The organism is Adlercreutzia sp. ZJ242 (assembly GCF_011038995.1).
Taxonomy (GTDB): Bacteria; Actinomycetota; Coriobacteriia; order Coriobacteriales; family Eggerthellaceae; genus CAAEEV01.
The window spans coordinates 37,627-57,252 of sequence record NZ_JAAKEE010000007.1 but is presented as its reverse complement, the minus strand read 5'-3'; the positions used below and the strand labels follow the sequence as shown (position 1 = coordinate 57,252).

General features: G+C 67.7%; 12 protein-coding genes. 6 read left to right on the top strand and 6 right to left on the bottom strand.

Annotated elements, in window-relative coordinates; translation table 11 throughout:
* Positions 1–136 precede the first annotated feature (136 nt).
* From G7Y49_RS03415 to G7Y49_RS03395, 5 genes are all read right to left on the bottom strand, one after another.
* On the bottom strand, positions 137–994 hold the full coding sequence (locus G7Y49_RS03415; protein ID WP_165171208.1) for an ABC transporter ATP-binding protein: 858 nt from the start codon (positions 992–994) through the stop codon (positions 137–139).
* Entirely contained in the window at positions 994–3,015 is a 2,022-nt protein-coding gene (locus tag G7Y49_RS03410; protein WP_165171206.1) for a dipeptide/oligopeptide/nickel ABC transporter permease/ATP-binding protein, read from the bottom strand. The genes G7Y49_RS03415 and G7Y49_RS03410 overlap by 1 nt, the downstream gene beginning before the upstream one ends.
* Positions 3,016–3,019: 4 nt before the next feature.
* A complete protein-coding gene (locus G7Y49_RS03405) occupies positions 3,020–3,976 on the bottom strand; it encodes an ABC transporter permease (protein WP_165171204.1) in 957 nt (318 codons plus the stop codon).
* A 244-nt stretch (positions 3,977–4,220) separates the two neighbouring features.
* A complete protein-coding gene (locus tag G7Y49_RS03400) occupies positions 4,221–5,126 on the bottom strand; it encodes a GDSL-type esterase/lipase family protein (RefSeq protein ID WP_165171202.1) in 906 nt (301 codons plus the stop codon).
* A gap of 105 nt (positions 5,127–5,231) precedes the next feature.
* Positions 5,232–6,845: an ABC transporter substrate-binding protein gene (locus G7Y49_RS03395; protein ID WP_165171200.1), complete on the bottom strand. Its 1,614-nt coding sequence runs from the start codon at positions 6,843–6,845 to the stop codon at positions 5,232–5,234.
* Between the two features lie 506 nt (positions 6,846–7,351).
* On the opposite strand from G7Y49_RS03395, the gene nifJ reads away from it, so the two are divergent.
* Positions 7,352–10,891 (top strand): pyruvate:ferredoxin (flavodoxin) oxidoreductase, encoded by a 3,540-nt coding sequence (gene nifJ / locus G7Y49_RS03390; RefSeq protein WP_165171198.1) that lies wholly within the window; start codon positions 7,352–7,354, stop codon positions 10,889–10,891.
* 578 nt (positions 10,892–11,469) lie between these two features.
* Here nifJ and G7Y49_RS03385 read toward each other — a convergent pair.
* Complete coding sequence (locus G7Y49_RS03385) at positions 11,470–13,194, bottom strand: helix-turn-helix transcriptional regulator (protein ID WP_241157248.1); 1,725 nt, start codon at positions 13,192–13,194, stop codon at positions 11,470–11,472.
* 259 nt (positions 13,195–13,453) lie between these two features.
* On the opposite strand from G7Y49_RS03385, the gene G7Y49_RS03380 reads away from it, so the two are divergent.
* The 5 genes from G7Y49_RS03380 (at position 13,454) to G7Y49_RS03360 (ending at position 19,444) form a co-directional block, all read left to right on the top strand.
* On the top strand, positions 13,454–15,868 hold the full coding sequence (locus G7Y49_RS03380; RefSeq protein ID WP_165171196.1) for a DMSO/selenate family reductase complex A subunit: 2,415 nt from the start codon (positions 13,454–13,456) through the stop codon (positions 15,866–15,868).
* Positions 15,869–15,898: 30 nt separating this feature from the next.
* Positions 15,899–16,519: a 4Fe-4S dicluster domain-containing protein gene (locus G7Y49_RS03375; protein ID WP_165171194.1), complete on the top strand. Its 621-nt coding sequence runs from the start codon at positions 15,899–15,901 to the stop codon at positions 16,517–16,519.
* A gap of 1 nt (position 16,520) precedes the next feature.
* A complete protein-coding gene (locus G7Y49_RS03370) occupies positions 16,521–17,384 on the top strand; it encodes a DmsC/YnfH family molybdoenzyme membrane anchor subunit (protein WP_165171192.1) in 864 nt (287 codons plus the stop codon).
* Positions 17,385–17,835: 451 nt separating this feature from the next.
* A complete protein-coding gene (dmsD, locus tag G7Y49_RS03365; protein ID WP_241157247.1) occupies positions 17,836–18,414 on the top strand; it encodes a Tat proofreading chaperone DmsD in 579 nt (192 codons plus the stop codon).
* A 139-nt stretch (positions 18,415–18,553) separates the two neighbouring features.
* Positions 18,554–19,444, top strand: a complete 891-nt coding sequence (locus G7Y49_RS03360) for a DmsC/YnfH family molybdoenzyme membrane anchor subunit (RefSeq protein ID WP_241157246.1) — start codon at positions 18,554–18,556, stop codon at positions 19,442–19,444.
* The last annotated feature ends 182 nt before the right edge of the window (positions 19,445–19,626 follow it).

Sequence of the window (19,626 nt, the reverse complement as noted above, 5' to 3'; positions counted from 1 at the left end):
CTTCTCTTCGAAGTTTAGGTCCCGGCGAGACAAACTATAGCGACAAACTATAGATGGTTCAGGTGGTGGGGTCAAGGAAAAAAGGAGGCCCCCAACGCAGTCGGAAGCCTCCTTTCTCGTCGCCATGTCGAAGGGTCTACTTCTTGCCCAGGTCGGGATGGAGCAGCGACGGGGCGGCGCCCAGGAGCAGGCGCGTGTAGTCGTCCTTCGGGTTGTTGAATACCTGCTCGGACGTGCCCACCTCGACCGCGAGGCCGCCGTTCATCACGATGATGCGGTCGGAGATGTAGCGCACGGTCTGGATGTCATGGCTGATGAACACCATGGCCAGGCCCAGCTCCTTCTTGAGGTCCATGAGCAGGTTCAGGATCTGCGCGCGCACGGACACGTCGAGGGCGCTGGTGGGCTCGTCGGCGATGATGGCGTCGGGCTTGAGCGACAGGGCGCGGGCGATGGCCACGCGCTGGCGCTGGCCGCCGGACATCTGGCCGGGCAGCGCCTCGAGCACGCTCTCGGGCAGGCCGACCATGCCGATGAGCTCGTGGACGCGCGCCTCGCGCTCGGCGGGGGTGCCCACCTTGTGCAGGTTCATCGGATCCATGAGCTGGTCGTGGACGGTCATGCGGGCGTTCAGGGCCGTCGCCGGGTCCTGGAACACCACCGAGATCACGCGGCCGATGGTGCGGCGGTCGGCCGCGGTGCGGTGCGTGACGTCCTTGCCCTTGAAGAACACGCGGCCCTCGGTGGGCTTCTGCAAGCCGCACATCACGTTCGCCGTGGTGGACTTGCCGCAGCCGGACTCGCCGACGATGCCGATGGTCTCGCCGGGCATGAGCTTGAGCGTGAGGCCGCGCACGGCCTGGACCTTGTTGGGGTGCAGGATGGAGCCCGTGCGGGTCTTGAAGGTCACCTTCACGTCGTCAAGGAAGATGATGGGAGTCTGCTCGTCGGAAGCCTTCGTCTCGACGGCCTCGGCTTTGATCTCCTCGGTCATTACTCGACACCTCCCTTCACGTAAGGCTCGATGCCGAGGCGTGCAAGCTCGCTGTCAGGCAGCTCGGCGTAGTAGTGGTCGGTCTGGAGGTAGCGCTTGAGCATCGGGCGGATCTGGGAGACCTTGTCGGGATGGCTCGAGCGCGGGGTGAAGCGGTCGCCCTCGGGGAAGTCCTTCGGAGACGGGACCGAGCCCGGGACCTGGTGCAGGCGGTCGCCGCCGGCCTCGATGGAGAGCACCGAGCCCAGAAGGCCGCGGGTGTACTCGTGGATGGGGTGGGTGAGGATGTCCTTCACCGGGCCCTGCTCCACGACCTGGCCGGCGTACATGACGGTGATGGAGTTCGCCACCTCGGCGACGAGCGCGAGGTCATGGCTCACGAACACCATGGCGAAGCCGAGCTCGTGCTGCAGGCGGTTCAGCAGGTCGACGACCTGCTTCTGCACCGTCACGTCGAGGGCGGTGGTGGGCTCGTCGGCGATGACGAGCTTCGGGTCGCGCGTGAGCGCCATGGCGATGAGCACGCGCTGGCGCTGGCCGCCGGAGAGCTCATGCGGGTAGGAGCCGAGCGTGCGCTTCGGGTCGAGGCCCACGAGCTCGAGCAGGTCCTCGGCCGTGCGGGTGCCGCCGCGGGAGGTGAGCTGCTTCATCTGCGTCTTGATGAGCATGGACGGGTTGAGCGAGGACAGCGCGTCCTGGTAGACCATGGAGATCTCCTTGCCGCGCAGCTCGTTGATCTCCTTCTGCGTCATGGTGAGCAGGTTCTTGCCGTCGTAGAGGATCTCGCCGGAGATCTCGGCCTTGGGGTCGAGCAGGCCCATGATGGCCAGCGAGGTGATGGACTTGCCGCAGCCGGACTCGCCCACGAGGCCCATCGACTGGCGCGGGCGCACCACGAAGCTCACGTGGTCCACCACGTTCACGTCGCCGTGGCGCGGGAACTTGATGCAGAGGTCCTTGACCTCGAGGATGGGCGGCACGTCGGTGCGCGCCTCGAAGCGGTCGTTGCGGATGCCCTCCATCTCCTTCAGGCGGGCGAGGCGCTTCTCGAGCATGTCAGCCTGAGCGGCGTAGGCGAGCTTCGGGTCGGCGACCAGGCGATCGGCCTCGCGGTCGGTCTTGAGGTCGGACTCGGTGAGCTTCACGGCGCTCTTGGGGGCGGCCATGGCGTCGGTGATGCCCTCGGACACGATGTTCAGGCAGAGCACCGTGACCATGATGGCGATGCCGGGGAACAGCGCCTGCCACCAGCGGCCGGCCAGCACGCCGTTGCGCGCGTCGGCGAGGATGTTGCCCCAGGTGGGCGTCGGCTCGGGGATGCCCGCCGAGATGAACGACAGGGACGCCTCGAACACGATGGCGTCAGCCACGAGCACGATGGTGAACACGAGCACGGGCGCGATGCAGTTGCGCACCACGTGCTTGGTGAGGATCCACGGCGCGTGCGCGCCGGACACGATGGCCGCGCGGACGTAGTCCTGGTTGTACTCGCTCATGACGTTCGCCCTCACGATGCGCGCGATCTGCGGGATGTACAGAAAGCCGATCGCGAAGATGAGCGAGGGCACGCTGTTGCCGAACACCACGATGAAGGTGGCGGCCAGGGCGATGCCCGGGAACGACATGATGATGTCGAGGATGCGCATGATGACGTTGGAGATGTGCGGGCGCACCACGGCGGCGATGGCGCCGATGACGGAGCCCACCACGAGCGCGAACGTCGTGGCGCCCAGGCCGATGGCCAGCGAGTACTTCGCACCGCACATGATGCGCGACAGGACGTCGCGGCCCTTGTCGTCGGTGCCGAAGAGGAAGTCGGCGTTGGGAGGCGTGCGGGCCGTGTAGATGGCCAGCGGGTCGTACGGCGCGATGAAGTCAGCCAGCAGCGCCATGAGGATGATGAGGATGAGGATCACGAGCGAGATGCGCGCGCCGATGGTCATGGCCTTCCAGCGGCGGAAGCGGACCTTGCCGGCGTTGTCCTCGAGTTTCTTGGTGAGGTTTCCACGAAGCTGTACCATAGCGCTACACCGTCCTGATTCGCGGATCGATCAGGATGTAGAGCATGTCGACGATCACGTTCACGATGATGAACGTGATGGCGACCACGAGGACGACACCCTGTACCAACATGACGTAGTTCGATGTGACGCCCGAGAGGATGGCCATGCCCATGCCGGGCAGGGCGAAGATGACCTCGAGGACCACGGCGCCGCCGATCATGTAGCCGAACTTGAGGCCGAGCACGGTGACGGGCGTGATGAGGGCGTTGCGCAGCACGTTGCGGGCGACGACGGTGCCGTAGGGGATGCCGAAGCCGCGCGCGGTGCGCACGTAGTCCTTGTCAAGCTCCTCGACCATCGAGGTGCGGATGATGCGCGTCATCTGGCCGGTCAGGGGAACCGCGAGCGCGACGCCGGGCATGGCCATGCGGGCGAGCCATCCGGCGGGGTCCTCAAGGAGCGGGGGAAGCGGACCCGATGCGGGCAGCAGGTGCAAGGTGGACGAGAACAGGAGGATGAACAGCACCGAGAGCCAGAACGACGGCGTCGCGATGCACGCGATCGAGAACACGCGGATGACCTGGTCGGGCCAGCGGTCGCGGTACAGGGCCGAGACGACGCCCAGGATGGCCGAGAGGATGATCGCGATGATGAAGCCGAAGAAGCCCAGCTGCAGCGTGACGGGCAGGGCCTGCGCGATGCGGTCTGCCACCGACTGGCTCGCCGCGCCGTAGGTGCCCAGGTCGCCCTGGAAGAAGCCGGCCATGTAGCGGCCGTACTGCACGACGGTCGGGTCGTTGAGGCCGTGCGACTCGCGGTAGGCCTCAAGCTGCTCGGGCGCCGCGTTCTCGCCGAGCGCCGAGTAGGCCTGGTCGATGGGCGAGAGCGACATGAGGAAGAACACGAGGACGGTGACACCAAATATCATGATCGGTAGCCAGATGAGGCGGTTGCCGATCAATCGTAAGAGATTGTTCACTGAATCCCCCTTTCGTTTCGGCTCTGACGAGCCCTCTTTCCTGTAGACGGCCTTTCTGAAAGAGCTCCCCTGGTCCGACGTCTCAATAGAAATAGCCATCTTCCATTATAAGGGGAGAAACCGTGTTTTTTTCGGGAAAGTAAAGGGCAAGTCAACGGGGACGCAAGTCGCGTCCCCGTTGACTTGCCGCCGGCACCGGGCGGCTGTCAGGTCGTCGCGAGGCGGCAGGCGCCGCGCGGGCGCGCTAGGCGTCGGCGAGCTGCCTCTCGCACACGTGCCACCAGCTGTTGCCCGTGCCGCGCGCGTGCTCGCAGCCGACGCAGGGCCTCGTGCAGAACTCCGCGCTGCGCATGTCCTCGGTGAGGAGGTCGGCCCCCGCGTACGGCGTGCGGGGAAGCTCGGCGCACGCCTGCTCCATGCCGCGGATGAACAGGGCGGCCATCTGCCTCATGCCCTTGGCGGTGGGGTGCGTGCCGTCTACGGCGTCGTAGTCGAAGCCGAACGCGGCCATGTCGACCAGGTAGCAGCCCTCGCGCGCCGCCGCGACGGCGCGGATGGCGTCGTTGTACTCGTCGACGCACACGCCGCGGAAGTAGCGCGGCGAGGTGGGGCGGCGCGCCCCGGACACGCGCCCCGGCAGAAGCGTGGACACCCAGATGCGCGCCTCGGGCCACCTCTCCCGCATCTGGTCGACCATGCGGCCGTACGACGCGGCGAAGTTCGCGACGGCGCCCTCGGGCGCCATGCCGGCCTCGCGGCCGTGGTAGGGGCAGGCTGCGGCGAGCTTCGGCGGCGCGGACGGCGTGGCCGCGGCGATCTGCGCGTCGCCCGAGCCCCAGCCGTAGTCGTTGATGCCGATGTGCACGATGATGTCATCGGGGGCCCGCCCGTCCCGCGCAAGCGCCGCGATGCGCTCCGCGCTCGCGCCGACGGGGAACTCCGTGCCCTCGACCACGCAGCCCGACCAGGCCGCGTTGGCGAGGAGCTCCCCTTCGAAGTGGTCTATGACCTGGCCCCACCAGGTGTCGGCGACGGAGTCGACGCCTGTCGCCGCGCGCTGCTCGCCCTCGTAGAACACGCGCCAGCCCTCGGGCAGCGCGCCTTCGAACGAGCTGATGGAATCGCCGTAAACGGAGAAAAGACGCGTCATGGTGAATCAGCCTCCTGTCCTCGAGTGTCTCGTTAAAAAGAAGCCCGCCTCGGGTGAGGCGGGCTTCCGATGCGCTTGCAGGCGCTGCGTCAAGCGAGGGCGTGCCTACTTGAGCGAAGCGTTCTGGAAGTACAGACCGGTGGTCGGGCTGGGCTCGAAGCCCTCGATCTTCTCGTCCCACCAGCCGGTGGTAACCTGCTTGTGGAACAGCGGGTACAGCGGCACCTCCTCGGAGATGAGGTCGAAGCACTTGTTCCACGCGTCCTGGCGGGCAGCCTCGTCGGTGGCCTTGCGGGCGTCCATGAGGTAGCCGTTGAACTCCTCGCACTTGCCGTCGCCGCACTTGGCCCAGCAGGAGCGACCCTGGGCCCAGTCGGTGTTCTGGCCGTAGAACCAGGACAGGTGCACGTCAGCGTTGGTGCCGAAGCAGCTCACGTCGCCGGGGGCCAGGAACACGTCGAAGGGCAGGATCTCGTCGGTCGGCGAGGGGGCCATCGTCGGGTAGGGGGCAGCCTGGACGTCGAGGGTGCAGTCGATGCCCACGGCGAGCAGGTCCTGCTGGATCTGGTTGGAGATGCTCTTGATCCAGTTGTCGATGACGAGCAGGGTGACCTTCATGCTCTCCTGGCCGGCTTCCTTGAGCAGGGCCTTGGCCTTCTCCGGGTCATAGGTGTAGACCGTGGAGGCCTTGTGGTAGGCCGGGTTGGACTCGGGCAGGTAGGACGTGATCTTGTCAGCAGTGCCGCCGAGCTGGTTGGAGATGATCTTGTCGTAGTCGATGGCATAGAAGAACGCCTGGCGCACGCGCTTGTCGTTGAAGGGCTCCTTCTGCGTGTTGAACATGAGGAAGCCGATGCCGTAGCTGGGCACGCTCTCGACGGTGACGCCGGCGTTGACGAGCTGGTCGACGTTGTCGAACGGGATGTTCTCGCCGGCAACCGCGGTGCCCTCCTGCAGGGCGGTGACGCGGGCGGTGTTGTCAACGCGGACGAGCCACTCCATGGCGTCAGCGCTGGCGGGGGTGGCGCCGTTGTAGTTCGGGTTCGGGGTGAAGTTCAGCGCGCCGCCGTCCTCGCCGTCGCACTTGCCCCACATCCACGGGCCGGAGCCGGTGGCCGGGGTCTTCATGGGCTCGGTGGTGATCTCGGAGGCCGGGAACACGCGGACCAGCGACAGGCGCTCCTTGAGCAGGTTGGCGCTGTCGATGAACTCGTAGCCGAGCTTGAAGGTGACGGTGGTGTCGTCCTTGGCCTCGGCGGCCTCGATGAAGGACAGCATGTCGGCGTAGGTGGCGTTGGCCTTGTTGGCCTCGACGCAGGCGACGACGTCAGCAGCGGTCACGGCGTTGCCGTCGCTGTACTTGGCGCCCTCGCGCAGCTTCACCTCGTACTCGGTCTTGGAGACCTCGGTGGGCTCGCCGGCGGCCAGGGCGGCGTTCACCTTGCCGGTGAAGTAGTCGAGCTCGTAGAGGCCCTCGAGGCAGTGCTGGATGGCGGGGAGCATCAGAGCGGAGCTCGCGCCGACGGGGTTGTAGTTCGAGTTCTTGTAGCTGCAGGCAGCCGTGATGGTACCACCACCCTGGGCTTCGGCCGCGCTGCTCTCAGCGGGCTTCTTCTCCTCGCCGCCGCCACCGCAGCCGCTCAGGGTGAGCGCCGCGAGGGCACCGGTCGCCGCCGTGCCTGCCAAGAAACCACGGCGAGTCAGATTAACCTGTTCCATAATTCCCTCCAACTTGTGAGTCGGCGGGGCGCCAGCCCCGCATCGCATGCACGGGCTATTGGGTTCGCGCGCGCGATAACTATATTATGGGCGAAAACCGTTGCAAAATAAAGCAAAGCGACGAAATAATGCTCGACGCCGCCCGTCCGCCTTCCCGCGGAGCGGCTCTCACGCAGCGGCGAGGCGGCTGGAGGGGCGTTGTTCCCGCTGATGGCGCGCGTGCTCCCGGCTGGGGCCCGTCCCTCGTGCCCCGTCCCGCCCGCCCCGCTTGTGCTGCCGCTCGCCCCGCGCGGGGCGAGCGCGGCGTCCCACTTACCGAATACGCGCCTTCTGCGGGCGCCCTTTTGCCCTCCCGCGCCGCGCGCGCCTTGCGCGTGGCTGGTATCATGGACGGCGTATTTCTGTTCGTCGAGGAAGCCCAAGCCGCATGCGGCCCTCTCGGCCTCGCCGACCCGGTCGCCCGGCTTTTCCCGATAGGCACAGGTCCCCCTTCGAAGGAGAGGTAAATGACGAGAGAACTCAAGTCGATGGATGGCAACAACGCGGCGGCGTACGTCTCCTACGCGTTCACCGAGGTTGCGGGCATCTATCCCATCACGCCTTCCAGCCCCATGGCCGACTACGTCGACCAGTGGGCGGCGCAGGGCAAGAAGAACATCTTCGGCACCACCGTCAAGGTGTGCGAGATGCAGTCCGAGGGGGGCGCCGCGGGCGCGGTGCACGGGTCGCTGGCGGCGGGTGCCTTCACCACCACCTACACGGCTTCCCAGGGCCTGCTCCTCATGATCCCCAACATGTACAAGATCGCGGCCGAGCAGCTGCCGAGCGTGTTCCACGTGAGCGCGCGCACGGTGGCCACGCACGCGCTCAACATCTTCGGCGACCACTCCGACGTCATGGCGTGCCGCCAGACGGGCTTCGCGATGCTCGCCGAGACCAACGTCCAGGAGGTCATGGACCTGTCCGCCGTGGCGCACCTTTCCGCCATCAAGGGCAAGGTCCCCTTCATCAACTTCTTCGACGGCTTCCGCACCTCCCACGAGATCCAGAAGATCGCCGTGTGGGACTACGATGACCTGGCCGAGATGTGCGACATGGACGCGGTGCGCGCCTTCCGCGAGCACGCGCTGAACCCCGAGCGCCCGGCCATGCGCGGCTCCCACGAGAACGGCGACATCTTCTTCCAGCACCGCGAGGCGTGCAACTCCACGTACGACGCGCTGCCCGCCGTGGTGGAGGACTACATGCACCAGGTGAACGCCAAGCTCGGCACCAGCTACGAGCTGTTCAACTACTACGGCGCGCCCGACGCCGAGCGCGTGATCGTGGCCATGGGCTCCATCTGCGACGTGGCCGAGGAGGTCATCGACTACCTCACCGCCCAGGGCGAGAAGGTCGGCCTCGTGAAGGTGCGCCTGTACCGCCCGTTCGTGACCGACAAGTTCGTGGCCGCGCTGCCCTCGACGGTGAGGAAGATCGCCGTTCTGGACCGCACCAAGGAGCCCGGCAGCGTGGGCGAGCCGCTCTACATGGACGTGGTGAACGCGCTGGCCGTGGAGGGCGTCACCGGCCTCACCGTGGTGGGCGGCCGCTACGGCCTCGGCAGCAAGGACACCCCGCCGTCGAGCGTGTTCGCCGTGTACGCCGAGCTCGCCCAGGACGCGCCGCGCCGCGAGTTCACCATCGGCATCGTCGACGACGTGACCAACCTGTCGCTCCCCGAGGTTCCCTCGCCGAACACCGCGGCTCCCGGCACCATCGAGTGCAAGTTCTGGGGCCTCGGCGGCGACGGCACGGTGGGCGCCAACAAGAACTCCATCAAGATCATCGGCGACCACACCGACAAGTACGTGCAGGCGTACTTCCAGTACGACTCGAAGAAGACCGGCGGCGTGACCATCTCGCACCTGCGCTTCGGCGACGCCCCCATCAAGAGCCCCTACTACGTGAACAAGGCCGACTTCGTGGCGTGCCACAACCCGTCCTACATCACGAAGAACTTCCCCATCGTGAAGGACGTGAAGCCGGGCGGCATCTTCCTCATCAACTGCCAGTGGACGCCTGAGGAGCTCGAGCACCACCTGAGCGCCGAGGCGAAGCGCTACATCGCCGCCAACGACGTCAAGCTCTACACCATCAACGCCATCGACCTGGCCATCGAGATCGGCATGGGCAAGCGCACCAACACCATCCTGCAGTCCGCGTTCTTCACGCTCGCGGGCGTCATGCCGCAGGAGGACGCCATCCGCTACATGAAGGACGCGGCCACGAAGTCCTACCTGAAGAAGGGCCAGGACGTGGTCGACATGAACCACCGCGCGATCGACGCCGGCGCCACCGCCGCCGTGCGCGTCGAGGTGCCGGCCGCCTGGGCCGACGCCGCCGACGCGGGCGAGGCCCCCGCGCTGTCGGGCCGCCCGGAGCTCGTGCGCATGGTCACCGAGATCATGGAGCCGGTGGGCCGCATGAACGGCGACGCGCTGCCGGTGTCGGCCTTCATGGACCACGTGGACGGCCAGTTCGAGCAGGGCGCGGCCGCCTACGAGAAGCGCGGCGTGGCCGTGACGGTGCCCACGTGGGACGCCTCCGCCTGCATCCAGTGCAACCAGTGCTCCTTCGTCTGCCCGCACGCCACCATCCGCCCGTTCGCGCTGACCGACGACGAGGCTGCCAGCGCCCCCGAGGCCGCCAAGCTCGTGGCCGCCAAGGGCAAGGCGGCGAAGGGCCTCGCCTACACGCTCGCCATCTCGCCGCTCGACTGCATGGGCTGCGGCGTGTGCATTGGCGTGTGCCCCACCAACTCGCTCGCCATGGTGCCCGTCGAGGGCGAGCTGCCCCAGCAGGAGGCCTTCGACTACTGCGTGGCGAACGTCTCCGACAAGCCGGAGCTCGCGGACGCGAGCCTCAAGGGCAGCCAGTTCAAGCAGCCGCTGCTCGAGTTCTCCGGCTCCTGCGCGGGCTGCGCGGAGACGTCGTACGCGCGCCTGGTCACGCAGCTGTTCGGCGACCGCATGTTCGTGGCCAACGCCACCGGCTGCTCGTCGATCTGGGGCGGCCCGGCGGCCACCTCGCCCTACACGGTGAACAAGGACGGCCACGGCCCGGCGTGGAGCAACTCGCTGTTCGAGGACAACGCCGAGCACGGGCTGGGCATGCTGCTCGGGCACGAGGCCGTGCGCACGCGCCTTGTGGCGAAGCTGCGCGACATGGCCGCCGCCGAGGCGACGCCCGAGGCCACGCGCGAGCTCATCGCGACGTACGTGGACACGCTCGAGGACGGCGCGGCCAACGCCGAAGCCGCCCGCGCGCTCATCCCGGCGCTCGAGGCCGCGGCTGAGGCGGGCTGCCCCACGGCCCCCGAGATCCTCGCGGACAAGGAGTACCTGGCGAAGAAGAGCGTCTGGATCTTCGGCGGCGACGGCTGGGCGTACGACATCGGCTACGGCGGACTCGACCACGTGCTGGCGTCGGGCGAGGACGTGAACGTGTTCGTGTTCGACACCGAGGTGTACTCCAACACCGGCGGCCAGGCGTCCAAGGCGTCTAACATCGGCCAGGTGGCGCAGTTCGCCGCCTCCGGCAAGGACATCAAGAAGAAGAGCCTCGCCGAGATCGCCATGGCCTACGGCTACGTGTACGTGGCGCAGGTCGCCATGGGCGCGAAGCCGGCCCAGACGCTCAAGGCCATCCAGGAGGCCGAGGCGTATCCGGGCCCGTCGCTCATCATCGGCTACTCGCCGTGCGAGATGCACTCCATCAAGGGCGGCATGAAGAACTGCCAGGAGGAGATGAGGCGCGCGGTGGAGTGCGGCTACTGGAACCTGTACCGCTTCAACCCGGCGGCGCCCGCGGGCAAGAAGTTCACGCTCGACTCCAAGGAGCCGGCCGGCGGCTACCGCGAGTTCCTCATGAACGAGGCTCGCTACAGCCGCCTGACGCGCGAGTTCCCCGAGCGCGCGCAGGAGCTCTTCGAGCGCAACGAGCAGGCTGCCGTGGAGCGCTACGAGCACCTGGTGAAGCTCAAGGACCTCTACGCCGACGCGTAAGAGGCCGCTGACGCTGGCGAAGCGGGGCGGGGCAGCGGGCATGCAGCCCGCCGCCCCCGCCGCCCCGCTCGATCAGGGAGTCTCGCCACATGCGGGGCTCCCTTCTTTTTCGCCGAGGCTCGCCTTGGGGCGACGCGGAGTATAATTCCATCAGCGAAGAGAGGCCTTCGGCGCGCGTGTCGAGTGCGCGCGTACGCCTGACGGAACCAAGCTCATCTTCCATCGGAATGACGTATTTGCCGAGAGCGAATCGCAGGAACTGCGGGAAAGTGCGCGGTTGATCGCATCGGAGCAGGAAAGAGCACTCGCTACATCTTGTCGAAGTGATCGGGTCAACCCGCCCTCACGGTTTCGGCTTCTCGGCTGTCTTTGGTGTCGTGATGATGGAGGGGACGTCCCGTGCTCAAACAGGCTTCGCTTGGTGAAACAGCCCACTGGGCTGTTTCAGTCGCTGCAGAACCTGCGCGCGGGGCACCCCTCCGCCCTCGCGGCCCTGACTATCCGTTCCCTCTTCGGTCCCTTCGTCTTCTCAACCTGCACACCGCCTTCGCGGCCCTGACCCTTCGTTTCAGGGGCGCTCAGCGGGCGGGGGCGAAGGTGTCGATGAGGTCGACGAGCTCCTGCTTCTTGTGGATGTCGAGCTTGACGTAGATGCGCTTGGAGTGGGTGCGCACCGTGTTCTCGGACACCACGAGCATCTCGGCGATGCGCGCCACGGTGTTGCCGCGGGCGATGAGCTCCATGATCTCGGCTTCGCGCGCGGTGAGGCGGTAGTGCTCGCGCAGCGCCTGGGCTTGGGCGGCGATGCGGTCGGGGCCGAGCTCGTCGTGCGGCGCGGACGCGTGCACGGCGTGCCCGGCGCCTGCGACCTGCCCGCGCGTCGCAGGCGGGGCGGGGGATGCTTCGGCGGGCGGCCTCTGCGCCGCTGCGAGCTTGCGCCCCACCTCGAGCCTTCTTGCCGCTTCGCTTCCCTTCGCCGTGCGCTCCCTCGCCACGTCCATCTTCGCTCCGCTTCCCTTCGCCGTGCGCTCCCTCGCCGCCCCCGCCTTCGCCTCTGCGGCCTTGCGGGCTGGCTCGGGCGTGCTCAGGGCCATGAACTCGATGTCGGCGGCCTCGCGGGCGGCGGCGTGCGCGAACCCGCCTGACCCCACGAAGTGCATGATCCCGAGCAGGTAGAGCGCCACAAGCGCCACTAGGGCGTCGGGCGACACGCCGATGAAGGAGGCGGCCTCGGCGAACGTGCCGCCGACGAACCCGATGTCGTGCAGCGCGTAGACCACGGCGCCGAAGAAGCCGTAGACGAACACGGGGTTCACGCCGCGGTCGCGCGACACCTGCGCGCTCTGGACCATCATGATCATGAGGGCCGCGCTGTAGGCGGCGTAGAGCACTGCCGCGAGCCCGCGCTGGTACGCGCCCGGCAGAAGCGGCAGCAGCAGGAACGACGTGACGATGAACGGGAACGCCATGCGGTACATGCCGATGACGTTCAGGTGCACGTTGCGGAAGCGCCAGGCGAACAGGAGCGCCAGCGCGGCCACGAGCATGCCCGCCATCGACATGATGTTCACGAGCGACCCCACCTGGGGGTCGGCCACGGCAAGCGAGCGCATGACGCCGGCGCAGAACCCGAGCGTGCCCACCGACAGCGCGCTGCGCCAGAAGTCGCGCAGGATGCGGCGGTACACCTGCGGGTGCTCGCGCGGCACGTCCTCGAACATGGGCTGGTCGAGCGTTATCTCGCGGCTTCGCAGCGCGATGCACAGGCCGAACAGCGGCAGGAACACGAGCGGAATGAGGAAGGCCGTCACCGCCTGGGGGATGAGGTAGAGCGAGAAGTACAGGAGCGCCGCGTAGGCGCTGCCCGTCACGAGGTCGCGCGTGCCGCTCTCGGGGTCTTGGCTGGCGAACAGGCGCTGCCACAGCATGTAGAACCCAGCCGACCCCAGCCCGAGCAAGGCGCCGCCCAAGGTGACGAACTCCAGCGCGAAGTCGTCCAGGTAGATGGCGGCGATGAGCGCCGCCCAGCCGGCCGCGTAGGGCGCGCTCGTGAGCTTCACGAGGAACGTGCGCGTGGGGCCGGGCAGAAAGTACACGCCCACGGCGCTCGCCAAAAAGCTCGCCGCGAACGTGAGCGACTGCGCGAGGAAGAACCGGAGCACGATCTCGTGGGTCTGGAAGTCCATGGGGAGGAACGGGAACACGCCGCCCCACACGCCAGCGGCGTTGACGGCCAGGAAGAGCGCGTAGCCGAGCGAGGTGACGCTCGGCTTGAGCACGCTGAGTACGCTGGCTGCGTTCACGAATCACCTCTCCCGGCTCGTCTCGGGCATGACGGTATGACGGCCAGTATACCGAACGCGCGGCGCGGCAAGGGGCTCCGCCGTTTATTCACCCTATATGCGCAACTGGGGATATACAGCGTATGACCTGCGACTTTGCAAATATCACACATAGTATGTGACGGGCGGTCGGGTTTTGGGGCGTATCGTGGCGCCGTTGGTCTGGGCGCGCGGGCCGCGCTCGAGGATCAGTGATCAAGAGGAAAGAGGAGGGAACGCTATGGAGAATGGCTTTTCTAACCTAAGCCGCCGCACGTTTCTGAAGACGGGCGGAGCGCTCGGGGCGCTTGCGGTGGCCGGAGGCGGCCTCGCCGCAACCGACGCGCTCTTCGGCGAGGGCGTGGCCGAGGCGCACGCCGAGATGCAGGAGAAGGTGACGTGGGGCCACTGCGCCATCAACTGCCCGGGTCGTTGCGCGCTGCGCGTCCACACGAAGGGCGACGAGATCATGTGGGTCGACACCTGCACGAGCTCCGACGCCGACTTCGACGACCTGCAGCCGCGCGCGTGCCTGCGCGGGCGCACCTACCGCCAGTGGGCGAACCACCCCGACCGCATCAGCTACCCCCTCAAGCGCGTCGAGGGCACCAAGCGCGGCGAGGGCAAGTACGAGCAGGTCAGCTGGGATGAGGCCACGCAGATCATCGCCGACAAGCTGAAGGAGGTCATCGGCAAGTACGGCAACGAGGCCGTCTACCTGGCGTACGCCACGGGCGTGTCTGCCACCAGCTCGCGTCCGTTTCACCGCCTGATGAACCTCATGGGCGGCTTCTTGGGCTACTACAACAGCTACTCAACGGCGCAGATCTCCTGCATCACGCCGTACATGTACGGGTCCAAGGGCAGCAACGGCAGCTCGCTTTCCGCAGGCGAGGACTCCAAGCTCATCCTGGTGTTCGGAAGCAGCCCCACGGAGACGCGCCAGGGCGGCCTGACCACGCATTACGACTGGGTGCACCTGCGCGAGCGCACGAAGGCCAAGATCTACATGATCGACTACCGCATGAACGACTCCATCATGGGCCACTCCGACGGGTGGCTGCCCATCAACCCGGGCACCGACGCGGCGCTCGTGGCGGGCATCGCCCACTACCTGATCAAGCATGACCTGGTCGACCTCGACTTCTTGCACACCTACTGCGTGGGCTACGACGAGGAGACCATGCCCGAGGCGTACCAGGGCAAGAACATGTCGTACAAGTCCTACATCATGGGCGAGGGTTACGACAAGGTGGAGAAGACCCCTGCGTGGGCTGCCAAGATCACGGGCATTCCCGCAGCGCGCATCGAGGAGCTCGCCCAGGAGATCGGCACGACCTCGCCGCTCTACGTGACGCAGGGCTGGGGCCCGCAGCGCCGCTCCAACGGCGAGTGGACGGCGTGGGCGATCATGGCGCTGCCGTGCCTGGTGGGTCAGGTCGGCCTTCCCGGCACCAGCAACGGCACGCGCGAGAACCGCAACAGCCCGTCCCTGAGCTCCCTTCCGGCGGGCACCAACCCCGTGAAGACGTCCATCCCGTGCTTCCTGTTCACCGACGCCATCGACCACGGCCCGGAGATGACCTCCAAGAACGCCGGCATCAAGGGCGCTGACAAGCTCTCCGTGGGCATCAAGTTCCTGGTCAACTACGCGGGCAACTGCCTGACCAACCAGCATTCCGACATCAACCGCGCGCACGAGGTCCTCGCCGACGACACCAAGTGCGAGTTCATCCTGGGCGTCGACACGGTGATGTGCGACTCCATCATGTACTCCGACATCATCCTGCCCGACCTGTTCCGCTTCGAGCAGACCTCGCAGATCGCCACGGGCTCCGACCACGGCTACGTGATCACCGGCACGGCCTGCACGTCCCCGAAGTTCGAGCGCAAGACCGCCTACGAGATGGCGACGCTCGTGGCTGAGAAGCTCGGCGTGAAGGACGCCTACACTGAGGGCAAGACCGAGGACGACTGGATCAAGGAGCTCTACGAGGCGTCGCGCAAGAAGGACGGCGAGCTTCCCACGTGGGAAGAGGCAGTCGAGATGGGCGTGTACACGCGTCGCGGCAAGCCGGTCGTCTCCATGAAGAAGTTCCGCGACGACTCCGAGGCCAACGCGCTCGCCACGCCGTCGGGCAAGATCGAGATCTTCTCCGAGAAGCTGCTGCAGTTCACGGAGGGCTGGGAGCTCGCGGAGGGCGACACGCTCCCCGGCATGGACACGCTGCCCGCCGTCCCGGCATACATCCCCGAATGGTACGGCGTCGAGACCACGACCAGCGAGTTCCCGCTGGCGCTGTCCGGCTTCCACTACCGCGGCCGCATCCACTCCTCGTGGGGCAACATCGAGCAGCTTAAGGACGTCAACCCGCAGGAGGTCTGGATCAACCCGGCCGACGCGGACCCGCGCGGCATCGAGCAGGGCGACAAGGTGCGCGTGACCAACCAGTTCGGCATCATCGAGCTTCTCGCCAAGGTGACCCCGCGCGTGGTCCCCGGCACGGTCGCCGTCTCGCAGGGCGCTTGGTTCGAGGCTGACGCCAACGGCGTTGACGTGGGCGGCTCCATCAACACCATGACCACCCAGCGCCCCTCGCCGCTGTCGAAGGGCAACCCTCAGCACACCAACATCTGCGAAGTGGCCAAGGCATAGGGCAGCGAGTAGGAGAAGGAGGTAACAAACATGACTCAGCATGCGTTTTACTTTGACGGCACTCGCTGCACGGGCTGCAAGACCTGCGAGATGGCCTGCAAGGACTACAAGGACCTTGACCGGGGCATCGCGTTCCGCAAGGTGTACGAGGTGACGCTCGGCGAGACGAGCGCGGACGCGGACGGCTGCTTCACCACCTCGTGCGTGAGCTACCCGCTGTCCATGTCGTGCAACCACTGCGACAAGCCGGCGTGCGTGGAGGTGTGCCCCACGGGCGCCATGAGCAAGGACGCCGAGCGGGGGCTGGTGAGCGTCGACGCCGACAAGTGCATCGGCTGCGGCTACTGCCACATGGCCTGCCCCTACAACGCCCCGAAGGTGGACCGCGCCAAGGGGCACTCGGTGAAGTGTGACGGCTGCGCCGAGTTCCTGGCCGTCGGCGAGAAGCCGGTGTGCGTGAAGGCGTGCCCGGCGCGCGCCCTCGACTTCGGCACCGTCGAGGAGATGGCCGAGAAGGGCGAGCGCGGCAACATCGCGCCTCTGCCCGAGCCCGACTACACCGAGCCCAACCTGTATGTCAAGCCCTCTGCGGACGCGAAGCCTGCGGGCGACATGGACGCGAAGGTCGCGAACCCCCTGGAGGTGATGTAGCATGGAGGCCGTACTCGCCGAAATGCCGCTGGCGCTGTTCACTACGCTGTCCGCCATCGGCGCGGGCGCGTTCGTCACGCTGGCCGTGGCGCTTGCCACCACGAAGCCGAGCGCTGAGCAGCTGGGCAAGATCGACAAGATGACGGCGATCCCGCTGGCCCTCATCCTGGTGAGCTTCATCGCGGCGTTCTTCCACCTGGCCAACGTCATGAACGCCCCGCAGGTGTTTGCGGGCGTGGGTCGCTCGCCGCTGTCCAATGAGATCGCCGTGGGCTGCGTGTTCACGGTGACGGCCGTCGTCTACTGGGCGCTGGCGGTTGCCGGCAAGCTCCCCGCGGGCGCGCGGCGCGGGCTCAGCGCCGCCGTGGCCGCGCTGGCCGTGGTGTACGCCCTGTTCATGGGCTTGGCGTACATGATGAGCACCATCCCCTCGTGGGACACGGTGTTCTCGCCCCTCCAGATGGTCAACTTCGCCCTGATGGGCGGCGCTGCGGCGGGCGTGCTGGTGCTCGCCCTCGGCGGCCTTGACGCCGAGGCGCTCAAGCCGGCCAAGAAGGCGATCCTGGTTGTGTCGGTCTCGGGCGCGGTGCTCGGCATCGCGGGCTTGGCCGGGCAGGCCGTGACCGCCTCGGGGCTGCAGAACGCCCTCACCCTCGGCTCTGACCTGGTGGCTGCGGCCGCGCCCCTCATCGGCGCGGGCGTCGTGGGGATCATCGCGGCCTGCGCGTGCACGGTGCTGGCGCTGCGCGCGCCGCGCCCGCTCGCCCTGGGTGCCGCAGCCTGCGTGCTGGCGGTCGTCGGCATCCTGTGCGCGCGCCTGGCGTTCTACGCCATGTCCCTGTCGGTCGGCCTGTACGTGTTCTAGGGCCTGCGCGGGGTTGGCCGAGGCGGCGGGAGCGCATCCTGCTGTCTCCGACCTCGGCCAAGTGGGGCAGCGGGCTTGGGTCCTGCTGCCTGAGGGCGGGGTGCGTCGACGTCGGCGCACCCCGCTTCGCTCGTTATCGGCTCGTTGTCGGAGAGTTTGCGAAGGAAGGGGCGAGAAAGCCGCGATCTGATACCATCGGGGCTTCCCGGGCCGCATGCGCGGCTGCTTGGCGCGAGGCGGACCTGCGGTTTTGCCTGCAGTTTGCCGGGCTGCGCCCACGCCGGCAGGCTGCTTGCGCGACGGCGGGTATCAGATCGCGTGTTTCTCGCACGAAGGGAGAGAGAACCATGAACGACCTCAACGGCGCGGCGTGCGAAGCTGCCCCGGAGCACGCCTTGGAGCACGCCTTGGAGCAGGTGGCGTTTCTCGGGAGACGCTCGGGCCGCTGTTCTTGAACGACCCCGGCCGCGGCGGCGAGGCGGCTTGCGCGGCCCTGGCGTCTTTCGCGTCGCTCGACGTGCGGGCGGCCGCCGCCGAGTGGCCCTTCGTCGACGAGGAGGAGACGCGCGCGGCGCTCGAGCTCATGCGCGCCGGCGCTGCCGCCGGCGTCGACGACGACCTCGTGTGGGAGTACCGGCGGCTGTTCGTGGGGCCGGCGAAGAAGGCCGCGCCGCCGTGGGGCTCGGTGTACACCGACCGCGAGTGCGTGGTGTTCGGCGCGAGCACGCTTGAGCTGCGCGCGTGGATGCGCGCACACGGCATCGAGCGGCTGGGCGACAAGACGGAGCCGGAGGACCACATCGGGCTCATGCTGCTGCTCATGACGTGGATCGCCGACAACCGCCCCGAGCTGCTCGACGAGTACCTGCGCGAGCACCTGCTCACCTGGGCGGGGCACTTCCTCTCCCTCGTCGAGCGCGAGGCGGCGCATCCGTTCTACGAGGGCCTGGCGCGCCTGACGCGTGCGAGCTTGGAGGGCGTGTGCGAGGCGCGCGGCCTCGAGGTGACCTACCCGCGCTTCTACCGCTAGGCAGATCCTCGGCAGGACGGCTGCGACGCGTGCGCGGGCAGCGTCGGGCGGCGCACGCGGCAGAAGATTTCGTCGGCTCGCGCATGCGACGGCGGGCGGCGCTCCCGCGCTCCCGCCGTCTTCGAGAAAGGGGAGGGCTATGTACAGCATGGACGGCTTGAGCACGGCGTTCGGCGAGATCACGCTCGTGCTCTTCACCACGCTCGCGCCCTCGGGCGTGGTGGCGCTCATCCTCATGGCCCTGCCCTTCCTCTCGGGGCGCGCGGGCGAGCGCGAGCGCGTGGCGATCGACCGCTTCATGTGCATCCCCATCGCCGTCACCTTGACGGGGCTCGTAGTGTCGACCACGCATCTGGGCAACCCCGCCAACGCGCTCTACGTGCTGGCGGGCGTGGGACGCTCGCCGCTGTCGAACGAGGTGTTCGCGGGCGTGGTGTTTCTGGGGCTCGCCGGCGTGTACTGGCTCACGGCGTTCTCGGAGCGCCAGCGCGTAAGGCTGCGCCGCGCGGGGCTCGCGCTTGTGTGCGCGGCGGGCATGGCGTTCGTGGGCGCCATCGCGTTCGCCTATGACGCCCCCACCATCCTCGCGTGGAGCACGCCCTACGTGCCGTTGGCGCTCTGCCTGAACGCGCTTTCGGGCGGACCCCTGCTCGCGCTGCTCGGCCTGCACGTCGCGGGATATCGCGCGGTGCGCGGTCGGCTCGGCTGGGCGCTCGTGTGCGCGGCGGCGCTGCTCGCGGCGGCCAACGCGTGCGTCTACGTGCTGCAGGGGCTTGGCCTCGCGGGCATCGAGAACCACGTGACCACGGCGGCGTCGCAGGTGCCGGGCTACTTCGCGATGCTCGGCGCGTTCGCGGTCCTCGTGGGGGCGGGCGTCGGCGTTGCGGCAAGCGCGCTGCGAGCAGGCTCGGGCACGCGGCGCTCGACCACGGTGCGCCTTGTGGTGGCCTGCGTGCTCGCGCTCGCCGGCATCTTCGTGATGAGGTTCGCCTTCTACATGATGCACCTGACGGTGGGCCTGGGCGTGTAGCCCGCATCGCAGGGCAGGGGGTGCTGCTCGGGTTCGCGGGGCCCGGGGGCGGAGGGGGTGCCCCGCGCGCAGGTTCTACAGCGACTGAAACAGCCCAGTGGGCTGTTTCACCAAGCGAAGCCTGTTTGAGCACGGGGTTCCCCCTCCGCCCCCGGGCCCCGCGAGCCCGAGCGCCTAGGGGC